Here is a 16,013-nt window from a genome sequence, read left to right on the forward strand (position 1 = left end):
ATAGTCAGGCCAGACTCCACTGTCGCGTGCCGCAAGGAAAATATCAGCGGTCGATCGATTTGCTCGCGAGGGTCAAGCAGCATGGGATGAAGACGAAGTCCGGATTGATCCTAGGAATGGGGGAGACACTTGACGAAGCGCGAGCGGTCATGCGGGACCTCCGAACAGTCCAGTGCGACATCATCACCATTGGTCAATATCTCCAACCGACCAGAGAGCATCTGCCCGTCGCCCGATTCTATGATCCTTCCAAATTTGCGCTGCTGAAGGAAGAAGGGCTTACGATGGGTTTTACTCATGTCGAATCCGGGCCGTTGGTGAGGAGCTCCTATCATGCAGAGCAACAGGTTTCTAGCAAGTAGTTGTTATAGTGCCTCCATCTGCTGAAGCCGTTGCAAATGGTATGGAATCGCCGTACAGTGGTGATAGAAGTTCACTGAGAAAAATCGCCATGCCAAAATCAGTCGGCGAATTAGAACAAGAAGCAAGCCGGCTACCAAAGAAGGATCGTGCGGTTCTGGCGCACCATCTCATCGCAAGTATTGACCCCGGAGAAGACGTTGATGCGGAAGCGGCTTGGCTAGACGAAGCTGAACGTCGCTATCTGGCATACAGACAAGGGAAGTTAACAGGCAAACCCGCCGAGCAAGTTTTTCGCGAAGCCAAATCTAAACTCGGATGATGACAGCTATCTTTCTGCCCTCTGCTGAGGAGGAAATGATTGCTGCGGCTCAGTACTACCAACAACAATCAGCCGGTCTCGGATCCGAATTCCTCATTGAGGTCGAAAGGACGGTGGCCGCCGTCCTGACCTATCCGGAAGCCGCGCCCATGGTGAAGAAGGAGATCAGGCGCCGCCTCTTGAAGCGGTTTCCATTTGGAGTTCTGTACGCGGTTACCGCTGATGAAGTCGTCATAGTCGCGGTGATGCATCTTCGCCGCCGGCCTGGTTACTGGGAAGATCGGCTCCATTCTTAACAAAGCCAAGCTGAGAGAGTGTTCCCCGTAGCGGTCTTCGAGTCAGCATAATCCATTTGCTCTTCCGGCCACCAATGCCGTGTCAGTGCTTACGGCCTTGGTGAGCATCACTATGACCTTAGCATTAAAGCGGATCGGCCTCAGAGTGGGTGACTGAAATACCGGGCGGGAAAGAAAGCAAGCGCGGTATAGAAGTCGAGGGGATAGGGAGTACGTTCGAGGTGTGATGTGTCATACGCCCGCGGAAAATAAGTCCATACTCATGTCAGAACATCCCGCTAGAAATTGCAAGAGCATGTTTTAAGCGGGGGCCAACCCCACGAGCCACACCTCCGTCAGGAGCCCGTATACCCGAATGACGCCGCCCTGTCACCTGCAAATTCCCATGGTAGACCCTATATTGATGATTCATCCGCTACCGAGCTCCATCAATCGCTGCTATTTCCACCTCCCCTGGGTTGACACCCTCAACGGCGAGAAGTAGCCTGTGCAACACGATGCTTATCTACTCCCTTTTGGTTAAGTCTTCGATTGGATAACAGGCAATGGCATTCAAGGTGCTTGATCAAGAAGTTGTTAGGGAGATACTGGTCACAGGCGAATTTGAACGTCTGATCGGTGGCATTGAACACCAAGATCTTGAGTGCAAACTCACCCCATATTGTCTACAAGACGCTTCGCAAAATCGAGAACTTGCCAAGGACATTTCAAGCTTCGCAAATGCTTCTGGTGGGCTGCTACTTCTCGGCGTCAAGACTGAGAAGTCTTCGTTTCACACAGGAGATGAGATAAGGAAACTTCACCCATTTTCAGAAGATAGGATCGATTTCGAAGTCTATAAAGACGTGCTGGACCGATGGGTATACCCGGTAATAAGAAATATCGAATGGAAATGGTGGCCTTCCAAGGGGAATTCTAAGGAAGGCATCGCTTCGATACGCATACCACCACAGCCTTCATCCATCCGGCCTTTTCTCATAACCAAAACGGTCGAGGAAAGGGCAAACGGGAATGATGGAGACAAGAAGAAAACGAAGACGCTTGGAACACTGTTTGGATATGTTGAACGCAGGCGCGATGACAATATTCCCATGTCTGTTATTGAGCTGCACGCAAGGCTAAAGGACGGTCTTAATTTTAATGCTCTCAATACGCAGTTAGAGGAAATCCGTGTAGCTATCGAACAGGCGTGGCGGGATCAGCCAGGTCAGCTATCGTCAGAATCCGATGCAATTGAAACCCTCGATCAGCGAATAGGAATTGTGGCAGGAGAATTGGAATTAGGCCCAACTCATCCAACCTACCTTCTAGCTGCCATCCCATCCCATAAAGTCAAAATTCCGAGTCTGTTCACTTCAAACGATGCGCCAGTGGTGAAGTTGCTTGAAAATCCGCCGCAGATCCGGCCATCTGGTTTCGACTTAAATGTGGATGGCAGGGCAGCACGGATCGTTCCAGGCGGGCATAGACGCAGGTCCCTCGAAGTCAAGTATAAGACCCTGAATCTGTGGGATGATGGCACGCTGATCTTCGCCGCTGATGCACTCGACTCTGTCTGCTGGCGGCTCACTCAGAGGGAGGGAGTTCCACTTAGGATTCAGCCGTTGGCTCTGATTGAGACCTCTCTTCTCTTTTGCCAACTGAGTGAAGCTATTTTTGCCCAGGCTGATCCTAAGCCGGGTGATGTTTCGTTTGATGTGCATTACGTTCTTGAGCTTCGGAATACGAAAGTTGGTGAAATGAATTGTGGCTTAATTCCGGGACCAGTAGGCGGTGATCCCTGGAGGTTTGGACAGAATATACATTACGCCGCTGAATCACAGTTGAGAGCAAAGGCATTGTGGCGATCTCAGGACATTAATCCTGGCCGGATTGCATACCTCCTTGTTGCATCACTGTATGAACAGTTCGGACTTGATCATGAGGCTATCCCGTATAGGGAGAAAGTAGGACGTGACTTTATTATCAGCGCGGAAGAAATCCGAAGACTTCATGCGCGGTAATCAAGTTGTCCGCCTCGACGAGAGAGTTTGCGGGCACGACAAGAAAGTGCGATAAGTGACTTCGCCGAATGGATATCCCTCCCATCTCATCGATCCGGCTGCTGCGCGTTAAGTCAATGGTCATGCAGGCCTCGATTCCCACAGTCGTGGCTGTATGATGATGTTGAGGGCATAGAGAGTCGGAGGGAGATCCAGCTGATCCTTCCATTTGTGGAAAAGCTCGGCGGCATTCGCTATCATGACGGCAGTGGGCTCTTCGGAGGTCTCAACGGATGTCGGGTGTTCTCACATTTCCACCGGTCACAGACCAACTCCTCGTCGAAGTGGTCCGTCGCATTCTCACTATTGGCTCTCCCGTCAAGATCGTCCTGTTCGGCTCCTATGCCAAGGGCACAGCCCGTCCGGACAGCGATTTGGATCTGCTGATCATCGAAGAATCCGATATGCCTCGCTATCGGCGCTCGGGACGGTATCGGCGGGTGCTCTGCGGGATGTTTCCCGCCAAGGATATTGTGGTCTGGACTCCTCAGGAGGTCGAAGAATGGAAGACCGTGCCCAATGCCTTCATCTCCACCGTGCTGGCCGAAGGCAAGTTGCTCTATGAAAGATAGGTCGGCTCTAGCTGAACACGTGCACGACTGCGTACTTGCTCGCATGCCGACGGGCACCCGCTCTTAACCCTCGCAATCGGCATTCGGATTCCGTCTCCATCCTGAGAGCACGCAACGTTGCGCGATCAGCGGGGTGAATCGGGTAATGTCTTGAGCGATGTCGATCATGAACTGCTCGGCGAGGGACTGATCCTCGAAACATTCGTACACGTCATCGAGAAAGCCGCCACGAAGTAAAGGATGATAGAGAAACTCTTGACCAGGGCCAGTCGCCACTTCAAGCGGATACTCGATAGCCTCGACCCGTTCAAGATCGAGTTCCTTAAACCATCTTCGTCCATCCTGAGCTGACGGACGTTCCTTCAGATAGTCCTGGAATCGCTCTCGTTCGTTGATCAGCCCTTGTTGAACCATCGCCTGATCCACCCGCTGCCACAGTGAATCGAATGTTCCATAGGACGGAAAGGTCAGGACGAGTTGACCGCTTGGATGAAGTCGTTCGATGAGTCCCTGCACTGCTTCATACCGATTGGGGCGAAAGAACATGACGGAGAGATTGCCTGTGACGCGATCGAAGGTCGGCAGATCAGGAGGCAGGGCGCGCATGTCAGCACAGGCGAAACGGAGCCATGGTAATTGTGAGCCTTGAATGGCTCTTGCGCGAGCGACCTGCCCGGCGCTCACATCGATGGCTAGTACCTCGCCGGAAGAGCCGATCTGCTCAGCGAGATAGAAGGCCGGAATGCCGTGGCCGGATGCGACATCGAGGATTTTTAGACCAGGGCGAAGGTCTAGATGTTGAAGTAACGATTCGGCAAACGGTGTAGACCAATAGTCGTGCTTTGGCAGGGGCCAGCGAAGAGTAGGTGAAACAGTCATGCTAGAAAAATGAGGGGATCATGCTTGGTGTCACACCCGCACAAAATATGGAATTGCCATTAACACCACTCCAACAAAGACGAGCACGTAGACGTTCTCGATAAAATAGGGAAAGACACAGAGGGCCACTCCAATGCACAACGGGACAATGGCCTTTTGTCTTTTGCCATAGATGGCAAAACCGGTACCAATCGATCCGAAGATCAGACTCCAGATTAGGGCTGCGGTATTCCCCAGCTCAAACATAGCTGGTTTCTCACGTGGCTGACGCCAGGGCCTTGGCAATCAGCGCCTGCGCTTCCTCTTGTATCTGCTTCAGATGCGTGTGCCCCTTAAAGCTCTCCGCATAGAGCTTGTACACATCTTCTGTCCCAGAGGGCCTGGCGGCGAACCAGCCGTTCTCGGTCACAACTTTGAGGCCACCGATCGCCGCGCCGTTGCCTGGAGCCTTGGTGAGCATCGCCACGATTCGATCGCCAGCCAGCTCTGTTGGCTTGACTTGATCCGGAGAAAGTTTGGACAGAATGGCTTTCTGCTCTGGCGTGGCCGGGGCGTCGATCCGTTCATACACCGGCTCGCCCAGTTCGTTCGTGAGGGCTCGGTACAACTCGGATGGATCAAGGCCGGTTTTTGCCATCATTTCAGCGGCCAGTAGATCCATGATGATGCCGTCCTTATCAGTCGACCAGACTGTTCCATCACGGCGGAGGAACGAGGCACCGGCGCTTTCCTCGCCGCCAAAGCCAAGCGAGCCATCGAGTAGACCGCTGACGAACCACTTGAAGCCAACCGGGACTTCCACCAGTTTCTGTTTCAGTCTAGCCGCAACTCGGTCGATCAAGCTGCTGCTGACTAAAGTCTTGCCAATCCCGGCGTAGGATTTCCAACCGGGACGACTGGCAAAGAGGTAGGCAATCGAGACGGCCAGGTAATGGTTCGGATTCATTAAGCCTGAACGAGTGACGATGCCGTGCCGGTCGTTATCGGCATCATTGCCGAAGGCCACATCAAAGCGATCTTTTAAGGCAATGAGATTGGCCATGGCGTAGGGAGAAGAGCAGTCCATCCGAATCTTGCCGTCCCAATCCAAGGGCATGAAACGGAACGTTGGATCGACTTCTGGATTCACGACCTCGATGTTCAATCCGTAGCGTTCGACAATCGGCTGCCAGTAGGCTACACCGGACCCGCCGAGCGGGTCGATCCCAAGCTTGAGCCCCGCAGCTTTGATAGTATCCATATCCAACACGTTGCTCAGATCGTTCACGTAGGCCCCGATATAGTCGTGCTGATGTGTGGTTGATGCCCGTCTGGCCTGTTCAATGGGAAGACGTGTCACTCCGTGGAGGTTGGCGGCTAGAAGGGAATTGGCTCGATCCTCGATCCACTTCGTAATCTGTGTATCGGCCGGGCCACCGCTCGGCGGGTTGTACTTGATCCCGCCGTCTTCCGGGGGATTGTGCGATGGGGTGATGATGATGCCATCGGCCAGACCGGAGGTTCGGCCTCGGTTGTAGGTGAGGATGGCATGAGAGATGACCGGGGTCGGTGTGAAGCCCCCGTCCTTGTCGATCATGACCTCAACACCATTGGCCGAAAGGCTTTCAAGGGCGGTTGCACATGCGGGTTCTGACAGCGCATGGGTGTCTTTCCCTAAATACAGCGGCCCCGTCGTGTGCTGCGCAGCCCGGTATTCGCAAATTGCCTGAGTGATCGCCACGATATGGTTTTCATTGAAGCTTCGTTTGAACGAAGAGCCACGATGCCCTGATGTACCAAATGACACGCGTTGTTCTCGGACAGATGGGTCAGGTTTCTCGGTCGAATAGGCAGAGAGGAGTTTTCCCACATCCACCAGAATCGAGGCCGGCGCTGGTTGTCCTGCACGGGAATGAATTGCCATAGGAGAGGTGTAGTTCTAATGTCTGGTCGCTGTCAACTGTAGAGGGCCCATGTATGCGAAAATAAGATCGCACTCTTGTCCGGTATTAAAAAATGCTGGTGACCCCGGAGGATCTTTCCCGTCTTACGTATGGATGGCGATCGGACGAGGGGTGTCCTGGAACGATGAAATCGGAGTGGAGAAACCCCTTATAGAACGCTGAGTTCATGGATTTTGAGCGATTGATCCGGTAAGATGCCCATAAGAACCTGTCCGTAATCTGAAGGGGGTGGTGTGTTCCGTCTTCGGCTTGCGTTCGTGATCGTACTCGCCTTCGCGGTGTTGGCCGTTGCGTTCCTCTCATTTTCGAGAGAGCTGACTGGCCAAGACTATCTCAAAGACTTTGTCCTGGAACAGCTCGAGGAGAGTCTGGGTAGAAAGATCGACGTGCATCGCGTCAAGTTTGTGATCTTCCCGAGTATCCGCGTGGAGCTTACCGAGGTCAAGATTCATGATCCTCAATCAGAGCAGGTCGTCCTGACGGCTAAGCGTATTGATTTGGTCTTACGCCTCCTGCCACTCCTCAAAAAACAAGTTGTCGGCAAGCGATTGTTGATCGAAGAGCCAACGCTGACGCTTCGGCGGAACGAACGTGGTCGATGGAATCTCTCCGATGAGTTGAACGGGCCCGTGGATGTCGACCGGGACACGATGGATATGATGGCGCGGACACTCATGATCAGAGAGGCGACGCTCGTCAATGGAACGATTACGGTCATTGATGCCGCCAGACCTGATGGCATTCGGTCTCTCAAGCTGGAGCACGTTGAGTTTAGGCTGCTGGTCCGGCCTGATCGTGGTCTGGCCGAATTGCATGTATCAGCAGCGCATCAAGGAGGATCAGGCCCATCCGCCGTGTCCCTAGACGGTGTCGTGAAACGAGCAGAACCCTCGGTGTCATTGTCCGGTGAAGAGGTTGCTGAATCGGCCACCGGGTTTCAGTTTGAAGGACAGATGGACGCCGCTGACCTCAAGATACGGGACGCGGCTGATTTTCTCGGCCCCAGGCCGGTTTCTCAGCATCTTCAAGGGGCATTGAACCTCAAGAGTACCGTTCGCGTGATGCCCGGTGTGTCCGGATATGACATGGTTCTCTCAGACATGACCGCGCATTTGAATAACATCACCCTGAGAGGAAAGGCCAATCTAGCCGGACTGCTGACTCCTCAGCCGACGTTTGCCGTCACGTTCAGCAGTTCTCTGGTTTCCCTCCCGCAGCTCCTGAAAACCATCCCCCCAGACTGGATCCATTCGCAGCTCCCCGCCCTCCTGATTGATCGCCAGATCGATGGCAAGGTGCAAGTGGTGCATGCAACGCTCACTGGGTCCGCGACGAGGGGCCCCCAACTTTCGACGATCGGAGAGTTTCATGTCAGCGAAGGTCGTAGCTTGATCGGTAATGATCGTATCGCCGCGAAAGACCTCGCAGCGGCGGTGGTGGTCGAGACTGGGCGTGTTCGCATTGCGAAGATCACTGGAATGTATGGGGCCATGCAGATCACTGACGGAAAAGCGGAGGTGTCGTTTCTGGATGCTGGTCCATGGCTGGAACTGGAGATCACAGGAGAGACGGCGGCGGCGCAGCTCGTTGAGTTTCTAGCGAAGACTGTGAAAGCGGAGCGAGTCACGCAGTTGCTCTCCGGTATCCGCGATGCTGAGGGGACGGCGCAATCCACATTTCGCCTCGTGGGACCGTTGAATCAGCCCGGTGGGATCACCTTTGCAGGTGGGGAGATCAACGCCCGTCAAGTGAGTTTCACTCATGTGAATGTACCGGATCGTGTGACCGGGATGCAGGGACGATTTATCTTGGCCGATGGAACCACACAGTTCGACCAAGTTGCCGGACATCTTGGGGGAACTGCTGTGCAGGTTCACGGGACCGTTACTGGAGGACCTCAAAGCCACTATCAGGATTTTGTTATTCGTACGCGCGGTGATGCCGCGCAGATGGTTCGGTTGTTTCGTTCCTCGGTGATTGAACAGAGTGCATTCGAGGGGGTGTTCAGCTCAACGATTGCAGTCTCTGGTTCGACGGCGAGACCGCATATCCAAGGGTCCGTTGTGTTGGATGAGGCCAAAGTCGCGTTCGGGGTGATTGCAAAACCCGTCGGTCCTCGCGCCACTGTGGAGTTTGAAGGGGTGATGCCTCAGTCTACCAGCCTCAAGCTGCATCGCATCGAGCTGGTGTTGCCCTCTGTGACTATTCCCGGTAAGGGAACCATGCAGTTCGGGAATGGTTTTCTGATTGATATGGCCGTGGCGACCGGTACGGTATCGGTATCCAGTCTTCCGGAATGGCTAGCCACAGATGGGTTTGAAGCGGGGAATATCGAAGTCTCGCTTGATGTCAAAGGAAAGGAGCTGGATTGGAAGACCTGGCGGGTGACCGGATGGATGGGAGTGACGAACGGGCTGATGCAGGTCAAAGGGATTGATGGGCATCTACAAGATTTCTATGCCCGCGTAAAGTTTGCCCGCAACGAGGTCGAACTCAAGCGGTTGTCGTTTAAGGTTCAAGGCAGTGACGTCGCCATAGAGGCCACGGTCAGAAATTGGATGGCGAAGCCGATTATCACCGGCAAGATCGAGTCCAACCAATTAGATCTGAGTCTAGTGATTCCCAAGGGGGAACGAACTCCGATTCGGGAGGTCCTCGAAACGTTGGCGGCAACCAGCCACATCACCATGGCTGTGGGCGTCGCACGTGGCCGATACAAGCATCTGAAAATCAGCTCACTTGCCGCCCGAATCAACCTTCAGGACGGAGTGCTTGATATCGATCGACTTTCGGGTGAGTCCACCCATGGGCAAGTGGCCGGACGGCTCGTCGTGCAACTTCCTCCCAAAGCACCTGCTGATTTTGACCTGTCAATCAGGGCTACCGGAGTAGATTGTGAAGACCTGCTGCGGCTGACTAAAACTCAAGTCCAGGGCGCATCGGGAGAAATACGTTTCAGTGGTGTGCTTCGCGGGCATGGGCGCAACCCGCATGGGGTCTATCCTTCATTGAACGGCAAAGTCGAGGTGTTGTTGGAAAATGGGCGCATTCTGAAAACAAATGAGCGAGCAGTATGGAAGATCATTAGTTTATTGAACCTGCCGGCTGTGTTGCAGGGGAAGGTTGACCTTGAGAAGGAGGGGCTTCCATACAACAGAATTTCTTCCACCGTTGCCATTCAAGATGGAATGTTTCAGACAGAAAATCTGATTATCGACAGTCCCATTCTGAAAATTACAGCTGCTGGGAATTACGACTTGCCAACAGACCAGCTGGATCTGGCCGTTGCCGTGAGTCCGTTCGGGTCATACTCCCAATTCCTTAAGACGATTCCGCTCTTTGGGCGAATCGTGGCGGGGGATCGCAAGGGCATCGCTACGGCGATGTTCACTGCGAAGGGAGCGCTGGACGATCCCGAGGTCACCTATTTGCCGGTCAAGTCCTTTGCGTCCGGCCTGTCGGGGTTGGCCCAACTCGCCGTCGATGTCCTCACGAACACTCTGACGCTGCCGATAGATTTGATGACGCCGGATGAAGAATCCGGAGTGCGACCGAGAGATATGACTCCATCGCCGGCTCCCGCCGTGCCATGACGAACGTGAATTCTTGACCGACCCGCGTCCCCATGCTAGCATCACAAATTTTGAGGCTTTGTCATCCCACGGGTTTCCATTCAACTCTGTTGTCCCACTAACATACATATGAAACGCGCTACCGTCTCCCAACCAGAATTGGCCACACTGTTCATCGCCGCCAGCGAGCAGGACTCGAATCTATACTATGCTACGCGCTTCATGGCGCCAGACCCGTTCATCTATCTGGAAATCAAAGGTGAGCGGTTGATGGTCATGAGCGATCTGGAAATGGATCGTGCCAGGACTCAAGCCTCAGTGGATCGAGTCTTGTCCTACTCGGAAATCGAACAGAAGGCGAAGAAACAGGGAATCAAAGACCCGACCGCAGTTGATATCGTCCATGTGGTGTTAAAAGAGTCCAAGATCCGCCGTCTTTCGGTGCCGGCGAATTTCCCGGTGATCCATGCCGCGCGATTACAAGAGCGAGGATACAGTCTCAAACCAAAGCGAGACCCGTTTTATGAACAGCGTGTGCTGAAGACGGCGGAAGAAGTACGTCATATCGAAGACGCGCAGCGGGCCACAGAAGAAGCCGTGGCCGCAGCCCACATGCTATTACGCCGAGCTGAGATCAAGGATGAGCAACTCTGGCTCGATGGCGAGGTGGTGACCTCGGAACGGATCAAAAAGTTTGTCAACGTGAAGCTCATGGAGCGGGACTGTATTGCCCAGCATACGATTGTGGCAGGGGGAGAGCAGGCCTGTGATCCACACAATGAAGGAAGCGGACCGTTGCCGGCTCATCGCAGCATTATTTTTGACGTCTTCCCTCGGTCGGCTATGAGTCGCTATTTTGCCGACATGTCAAGGACGGTGATCCGCGGGAAGGTGAGTGCGGAACTCAAACGGTTGTATAGCGCTGTGAAGGATGCCCAGGAAGACGCCATCGACAAGATCAAAGACGGCGTCGACGGTATGAAGATCCATCAGGGCATCTGCGCGCGTTTTGAAAAGGCCGGATACAAGACCGGTTTGGTGAATGGACGTATGCAAGGGTACTTTCATGGAACTGGACATGGTGTGGGCCTCGATATTCACGAAGCGCCACGGATCAGTCGAACTGGGTCACTCCTCCAAGAGGGCCACGTTGTCACGGTTGAACCAGGGCTGTATTATCCAGGATTGGGGGCAGTCCGAATCGAGGACATGGTGCTCGTCACCAAGGACGGCTGCCGGAACCTCACCAATTTCCCAAAAATCTTCGAGCTCGGATAGCTCACTTCAGGACTCGCACTCTCCCTACGATGGGTTCAAATTTGCGTATCACTTCGAGTGACACTCGATGTCCCACTCATTCTGCTTTCTAGACGACATTGCCACGGCTGACTTGGCGTTTGATGCGTCCGGTGATTCTCTCCAAGAACTCTTTCACGGGGCTACGTGTGCAGTCATCGACGCGATGGCCGATCCTTCGACAGTCGGGTCTGCCTGGCGGAAATCAGTGGAACGAACAGAAGAGGATCCTGCCGAACTGTTGTTCGATTGGCTCTCGGATCTGGTGTACTGGAAAGATGCGGATGGAGTCGTATTCAGTACATTCACACTCACGATCACATGCGGAGACAACGGCTCTTGGCATCTGAAGGGGGAGCTGTGTGGGGAGTCGGTCAATGGATTGGTGCAGGTGTTACGGAACGATGTGAAGGGGATTACAAAGCATCTGTATCATGTTAGGCAAAAGGGGATGTGTTGGCATGCGCGGGTAGTGGTGGACGTATGAAGCTTCACACAGAGATGAAAGTCAATCGGATTACTGATGAGGTGTGGGAAATTCCTATCAGTGAGAAGGCTGGCATGTTGGTTCCAGCACGGATCTATGCGACACCGACTATTCTGCAATCGATGGACGCCGGCGTGTTCGAGCAGGTGACGAACGTCGCCTGCCTCCCCGGTATTAGACGTTATGCTCTGTGCATGCCAGATGGACATTGGGGGTATGGCTTCCCCATTGGAGGTGTTGCTGCCTTCGATGTCCGTAACGGGATCATCTCGCCTGGTGGTGTTGGGTATGACGTGAATTGCGGCATGCGGCTAATGAGGACCAATCTCACGCAGAAGGACGTGCAGCCATTGCTCGAACGATTGATGACGGAACTATTCCGGAGAGTGCCTGCCGGGGTCGGTGCGAGCGGGTCCGTACAGCTGGACCGCTCGTCGTTCGAGGATGTCATGGTCCGCGGGGCCCGATGGTGTATTGAGAATGGCTATGGCTGGCCTCAAGATCTTGAAGCGATGGAGGAGAGAGGCTGTATCGGCGGGGCCGATCCATCCAAAGTCAGCGACCGGGCGATCAGTCGAGGGATCAATCAACTAGGGACCTTGGGATCAGGGAACCACTATCTTGAAGTGCAGGTGGTATCAACCGATCGAATCTTTGATCAAGAAACAGCCTCAGCCTGGGGCATCACCGGTCATGACCAGATTGTTGTGATGGTCCACTGCGGATCTCGCGGGTTCGGTCATCAGGTCGCAAGCGATTATCTCAAAGTATTTGAGAAGGCGATGCGACGATATGGAATTTCCGTGAAAGACCAGCAGCTAGCCTGCGCCCCGTTCGCATCAGTCGAAGGGCAGGACTATTTTTCGGCTATGAACTGTGCGGCCAACACCGCTTTTGCCAATCGCCAGGTCATCACCCATCAGATCCGAGAAGCGTTTACCGCTGTATTCGGCCGATCGGCAGAGGAGCTGGGTATGGAGCTGGTCTATGACGTGGCGCACAATATTGCCAAAGTCGAGCGATATCCGGAGGGCGAGTTGGTCGTGCATCGAAAAGGATCGACAAGAGCGTTAGGGCCGGGGAGTCCTGAGCTCCCGCCACGATATCGGACGACTGGTCAACCGGTCATTTGCGGCGGCTCCATGGAAACCGGGTCCTATTTGTTGGCGGGAACGGCAGGAGCAGTACGTGACACCTTTGCATCAACGATGCACGGGTCTGGTCGCACGATGTCACGGGCGCAGGCGAAGAAGGCCATCCGAGGGGAGCAGGTGCAGAAACAGATGAAACAGCGAGGGATCCTCGTGAAGGCCGTCTCCATGTCGGGCCTGGCCGAGGAGGCCGGGTTTGCGTACAAAGACATATCCGAGGTGGTCGAGACCGTCGATCGTGCAGGAATCACCAAGAAAGTGGCGGAACTTCGGCCGATTGGGAATATCAAAGGATAATCCGATCCTTCCGTTCAGATTCGGATCACCAGCCATATTTCATGAAGCACGTCGCACTCCTTCCTCATCAGAAAGAGTCCTTCAATGGCGCACAGATAATAGTGTGAGAGCGCTCAGTCACTAGCCTTCCTAGCGGGAATATGAGCTCTCCTTCTCTATCCGCTCAAGGGCACTGCTGGTTTTCAACCAATTCTTTACCAACCAGCAATTGCTGCTATCGTCGCTTTAGATGCACCCAGAACGATAGGTATTCGCTGCTTGTCCTTTTAGCCAGAGGTGAGCATGGCCATGAAAATTAGGCACATGCGTCGAGCAGTGCGATGGTCGGTGCAATGACTTTGGTTGAGTGATTGAAAGGATTCAAAGCGATGGCTTGCTCGGGAGATGTGTCATTAGTCTCAGTTGCGTTCACTGAGGCGGAATATCACTGCGTTCGGCGAGCAAGAGAGGGGTTGTCGGTGAAGAGGGCTACGCAGGTCGCTTGTGGTTGTAATCCTGACCAGCCTAGCCGTTTGTTCGTTGGACTGTACTGGATTTCTGCAAACCGTAAGGAAGAACTATCCTGACATGAAAGATGAACACGAGAAAACTTCCGCATTGATTTTGGTTGTCGATGACGAAGAGTTCTTCAGAGTATTCGTCCGTGAGGCGTTGGAACACGTAGGGTTCGAGGTGTGCGAAGCATCGAACGGTATACAGGCGCTCGAACAGTTTGCCTCTCGGCATCCGGACCTCATTGTGATGGACGTCGTGATGCCGGTCATGCATGGATTTTCTGCTTGCGCGAAATTTCGTGAGTCGGCAGAGGGGAGCCGTGTGCCGATTTTGATCATGACCGGCTTGGACGACGCCGATTCTATTGCCCGTGCGTATGAGCACGGGGCGACTGATTTCATCGCCAAACCGATGAATGCGGCTATCCTTGGACATCGGGTGCGGTACATGTTGCGTGGAAGCATCACGATCAACGCACTGCTGCGCAGCGAAGCTCGGCTTGGCCTGGCGCAACGGATCGCCAAGATCGGTAACTGGGAATGGCATCCCCCTACGGATCGCTTTACGGCGTCGCCGGAACTCTGTCGGTTAATGGGCATTCGGCTCCAAGAGTTCGGAGGGACGAAGGGAGCCTTTCTCAAGATGGTCCATGAAGAGGATCGCGATCGTGTCGACCACGCACTGAGGTCGATTCTTGGGGAGCGGAAGCCGTGCGATATCGATCATCGGATCATCCTGCCGAACGGGGGTGAGTTTGCCGTGAATATACAGGCCGAGGCGGTATTCGATGATCGGCTGAAGTCGTTAACGATTGTAGGAACAGCAAAGGATATCAGCGAACGAAAGCGCTCAGAACGGGAAATCCACCGGCTGGCCTATTATGACAGCCTGACCGGGCTGCCGAACCGCGTCTTATTCAAAGATCGTGTCACGCAAGCGCTGGCCCATGCACGTCGTTACCAAACGACTCTGGCGGTCTTGTTCCTCGACTTAGACCGATTCAAAGTCATCAACGACACGTTAGGCCATAACGTCGGCGATCTACTCTTAAAGCAGGTAGCGGACCGTTTGGCGGATTCTGTTCGGCATAGCGATTCAATTGGCCGGTCGGTGGAGCAGGGCGAAACGCACGAACTCGCCCGCTTAGGTGGAGATGAGTTTACCGTGTTGCTGACCAACATACGTGATGCTCAGGATGCCGGGATGGTCGCGCGTCGCATATTGGAAGCGTTGTCTAAGTCGTTCTTGATCGATGGGCATGAGATTTCCGTAACGGCCAGTGTAGGGATCGCGATCTTTCCAACTGATGGAGATTCGGTGGATCTTCTGCTGAAGAGCTCAGACGTCGCGATGTATCACGCCAAAGACGAGGGTCGGAACAACTTTCAGTTCTATTCGAGAACGATGAATGCTTTGGCGGCAGAGCGACTTGAGATAGAAAACGATTTGCGGAAGGCGTTGGAACGCCACGAGTTCATCGTGTATTACCAGCCACAAGTAGAAATTCGGACCAAGCGGATTGTTGGTGCAGAAGCCTTGGTTCGATGGCTTCATCCTCATCGGGGAATGTTGTTGCCTGCCGAGTTTCTTCCTGTGGCGATTGAGACCGGAATGATTCAGAAATTGGACCAAGAAGTGTTGTTCGTGGCGTGCCGGCAAAACAAAGCATGGCAAGATGCGGGGTGCACTCCCATTCGGGTATCGGTCAACGTATCCAATTCATTCTTTCACGGGGCCTTGTTGACGAGCACGATCGCGAGGGCATTACAGGAAACCCAGATTGATCCGGAATGTCTTGAGTTGGAATTAACAGAATCCATCACCATGCGACATGTAGAGACGTCCATCACCATGTTGCAGGAACTCAGGGCTCTGGGCGTCAGGCTGTCGATCGATGATTTTGGGACCGGCTATTCCTCATTGAGCCATTTGCAGCGGTTTCCCCTCAATAGCCTCAAAATTGACCAGTCGTTTGTCCTGGGTATGACATGCAACGCGGTCAATGCCTCAATTGCTCGCGCCATCATCTCTCTTGCTCACAGTATGAATCTTTCCGTGTTGGCAGAGGGCGTGGAAACAGAGGAACAGTTGGAGCTACTTCGTCAACAAGAGTGCGATCAAGTCCAGGGGTATCTATTTGGTCGGCCTATGCCTGAAGAAGAATTTGTGGAGCTCCTCGCTCGGACCAGCTCTCCGCCACGCAACTGACGGGCAGCATAGGGTTTTGGAGCCGCAGTGGTGGAATTGGTATTGATCGGCATAACAAAGAACACGTAATCCATAGCATCGTGGAAGTCAATC

General features: G+C 53.8%; 12 protein-coding genes and 1 pseudogene. 10 read left to right on the forward strand and 3 right to left on the reverse strand.

Translation table 11 applies throughout. The features are described 5' to 3' along the window. Positions 1-26: 26 nt before the first annotated feature. The 5 genes and pseudogenes from E8D52_11075 (at position 27) to E8D52_11095 (ending at position 3,592) form a co-directional block, all read left to right on the forward strand. A pseudogene (locus E8D52_11075) lies at positions 27-362 on the forward strand (lipoyl synthase). 8 nt (positions 363-370) lie between these two features. Then, the gene (locus E8D52_11080; protein TKB67811.1) at positions 371-682 is read left to right on the forward strand and encodes a hypothetical protein; all 312 of its coding nucleotides are present in this window, start codon (positions 371-373) and stop codon (positions 680-682) included. Then, positions 679-978, forward strand: coding sequence for a type II toxin-antitoxin system RelE/ParE family toxin (locus tag E8D52_11085; GenBank protein ID TKB67812.1), 300 nt, complete (start codon positions 679-681; stop codon positions 976-978). Before E8D52_11080 ends, E8D52_11085 begins: the two co-directional genes overlap by 4 nt. 545 nt (positions 979-1,523) lie before the next feature. Further along, positions 1,524-2,981 carry a hypothetical protein gene (locus tag E8D52_11090; protein TKB67813.1) on the forward strand — a complete coding sequence of 486 codons (1,458 nt, stop codon included), beginning with the start codon at positions 1,524-1,526 and terminating at the stop codon, positions 2,979-2,981. 272 nt (positions 2,982-3,253) lie between these two features. Further along, complete coding sequence (locus tag E8D52_11095) at positions 3,254-3,592, forward strand: nucleotidyltransferase domain-containing protein (GenBank protein TKB67814.1); 339 nt, start codon at positions 3,254-3,256, stop codon at positions 3,590-3,592. Between the two features lie 63 nt (positions 3,593-3,655). Here the strand turns inward: E8D52_11095 and E8D52_11100 are convergent, their stop codons facing one another. The 3 genes from E8D52_11100 to E8D52_11110 are packed head-to-tail and all read right to left on the reverse strand — an operon-like array spanning position 3,656 to position 6,374. Beyond that, a complete protein-coding gene (locus E8D52_11100; GenBank protein TKB67815.1) occupies positions 3,656-4,471 on the reverse strand; it encodes a class I SAM-dependent methyltransferase in 816 nt (271 codons plus the stop codon). A 30-nt stretch (positions 4,472-4,501) separates the two neighbouring features. Then, positions 4,502-4,708: a hypothetical protein gene (locus tag E8D52_11105; GenBank protein ID TKB67965.1), complete on the reverse strand. Its 207-nt coding sequence runs from the start codon at positions 4,706-4,708 to the stop codon at positions 4,502-4,504. Between the two features lie 19 nt (positions 4,709-4,727). Then, a complete protein-coding gene (locus tag E8D52_11110) occupies positions 4,728-6,374 on the reverse strand; it encodes an alpha-D-glucose phosphate-specific phosphoglucomutase (GenBank protein TKB67816.1) in 1,647 nt (548 codons plus the stop codon). A 273-nt stretch (positions 6,375-6,647) separates the two neighbouring features. Here E8D52_11110 and E8D52_11115 point away from each other — a divergent pair, with 273 nt between their 5' ends. The 5 genes from E8D52_11115 (at position 6,648) to E8D52_11135 (ending at position 15,920) form a co-directional block, all read left to right on the forward strand. Further along, positions 6,648-10,007: an AsmA family protein gene (locus E8D52_11115; protein ID TKB67817.1), complete on the forward strand. Its 3,360-nt coding sequence runs from the start codon at positions 6,648-6,650 to the stop codon at positions 10,005-10,007. Positions 10,008-10,115: 108 nt separating this feature from the next. Then, positions 10,116-11,264: an aminopeptidase P family protein gene (locus tag E8D52_11120; GenBank protein TKB67818.1), complete on the forward strand. Its 1,149-nt coding sequence runs from the start codon at positions 10,116-10,118 to the stop codon at positions 11,262-11,264. Between the two features lie 67 nt (positions 11,265-11,331). Continuing rightward, a complete protein-coding gene (locus E8D52_11125; protein TKB67819.1) occupies positions 11,332-11,769 on the forward strand; it encodes an archease in 438 nt (145 codons plus the stop codon). Continuing rightward, a complete protein-coding gene (locus tag E8D52_11130) occupies positions 11,766-13,217 on the forward strand; it encodes an RtcB family protein (GenBank protein ID TKB67820.1) in 1,452 nt (483 codons plus the stop codon). Before E8D52_11125 ends, E8D52_11130 begins: the two co-directional genes overlap by 4 nt. 567 nt (positions 13,218-13,784) lie before the next feature. Beyond that, positions 13,785-15,920 (forward strand): EAL domain-containing protein, encoded by a 2,136-nt coding sequence (locus E8D52_11135; protein TKB67821.1) that lies wholly within the window; start codon positions 13,785-13,787, stop codon positions 15,918-15,920. Positions 15,921-16,013 lie beyond the last annotated feature (93 nt).

This window comes from Nitrospira sp. (genome assembly GCA_005116745.1).
In the GTDB taxonomy this organism is placed as follows: domain Bacteria; phylum Nitrospirota; class Nitrospiria; order Nitrospirales; family Nitrospiraceae; genus Nitrospira_D.